This is a genomic window from Prevotella sp. OH937_COT-195, from assembly GCF_003932845.1.
Classification (GTDB): Bacteria; Bacteroidota; Bacteroidia; order Bacteroidales; family Bacteroidaceae; genus Prevotella.
In genome coordinates, this window is the sequence record NZ_RQZH01000071.1 from 1 (window position 1) to 1,388 (window position 1,388).

Below are 1,388 nucleotides of genomic sequence, written 5' to 3' on the forward strand. Positions count from 1 at the left end.
ACATTTGAGAGGTATTAAAACTTTCAATCCGTGTTTGGAAGAACAGAAGAAAATAGCAGACCTTTTGTCTCTTTTAGACGACCGCATCGCAACCCAAACAAAATCATTGAGGATTTGAAGAAGTTAAAGTCTGCAATTATTGAAATAGAATATAGTCAAAAGACTAAAATATCTTCACATATAGGGGATTGCATTATGCAGACTTCTAAAAGGAATAAGGACAATATTGTTCAGAATGTTTTGTCAGTTAGCAATCGTCAAGGTTTTATTAGGCAAGATGAACAGTTTGAAAACAGGAATGTTGCAAGCGATGACACTTCAAACTATAAAATTGTAGAGCGGAATGATTTTGCTTTTAATCCTGCAAGAATAAACGTTGGATCTATTGCACGCCTCACTACATTTGAAAAAGGGATAGTAAGTCCGATGTACATTTGTTTCCGTACAAAAGATTGTGTATCACCCAAATACATTGATTACTTTTTTGAGTCTAAGCAATTCTTTTCTGAAATAAGAAAGAGATTAGAGGGTAGCGTTAGACAATGCTTGTCCTATGAAGGGTTGTGTAACATTCCACTTTGTACTCCAACATTTGAAGTACAACAGCAAATTGGAAAGCAATTATCTACATTAGTTCAGAAAATCAATCTTGAGATTGATTCCTTGGTGCTATTGCAAAGGCTGAAGGAGTATCTCCTGCGACAAATGTTTATATGAACATATGGCGTAATAGATATTGCTTTTCCTTCTGCATACCATTAAGCATTCGTTCTTCGATTTCAGTTTTTCTATCAAGTGATGAAAGGAAAGTCGAAATTGATTTTTGCCGCTCAATATTCGGCACTTTTACTCTGAACATTGCCAAGTCCTTTTTCTGAATATTGGGCAAACCTGAACCTATGCGGAGTTTCATAATGGCTTCTTCTTTCGTTTTAAGATAGTGGTATAGGTATAGTTCTTCAATATTGTTAGCAATGTTTTGAATAGAATAACAATGCCCACCACTCCAAAAAGGGTATTTGTTGAATTGTACATATCCACAAGAGTTGCCACCTTCACTTATTGAAATAGTGTCGGCTTCCACATTATAATTGTCATAATAACCAGATGGCTCAGTTCCTCCATTCATCACATAATATTTACCATGTTCTGAAAGAAGTTCACTATTGACTTGTTTTCCCTTAACAATATCGCAAATTTCAGACAATGTAAAGACATTACCTTTTACGTTTTTGAAAAGTCTTTCTGAAATTGCAGACTTTAACTTCTTCAAATCCTCAATGATTTTGCTTTGGGTTGCGATGCGGTCGTCTAAAAGAGACAAAAGGTCTGCTATTTTCTTCTGTTCTTCCAAACACGGATTGAAAGTTTTAATACCTCTCAAATGT

At 34.9% G+C, this 1,388-nt stretch carries 2 protein-coding genes; one reads left to right on the forward strand and one right to left on the reverse strand.

Going from position 1 to position 1,388, the window contains the following annotated elements; translation table 11 throughout:
• The first annotated feature begins 114 nt into the window (after positions 1-114).
• A complete protein-coding gene (locus tag EII32_RS11260; RefSeq protein WP_233582393.1) occupies positions 115-717 on the forward strand; it encodes a hypothetical protein in 603 nt (200 codons plus the stop codon).
• On the opposite strand, the gene EII32_RS11265 is transcribed toward EII32_RS11260, so the two are convergent.
• Positions 710-1,388: restriction endonuclease subunit S (locus tag EII32_RS11265; protein ID WP_233582394.1), on the reverse strand; the 679-nt coding region annotated here is incomplete at its 5' end. The genes EII32_RS11260 and EII32_RS11265 overlap by 8 nt on opposite strands.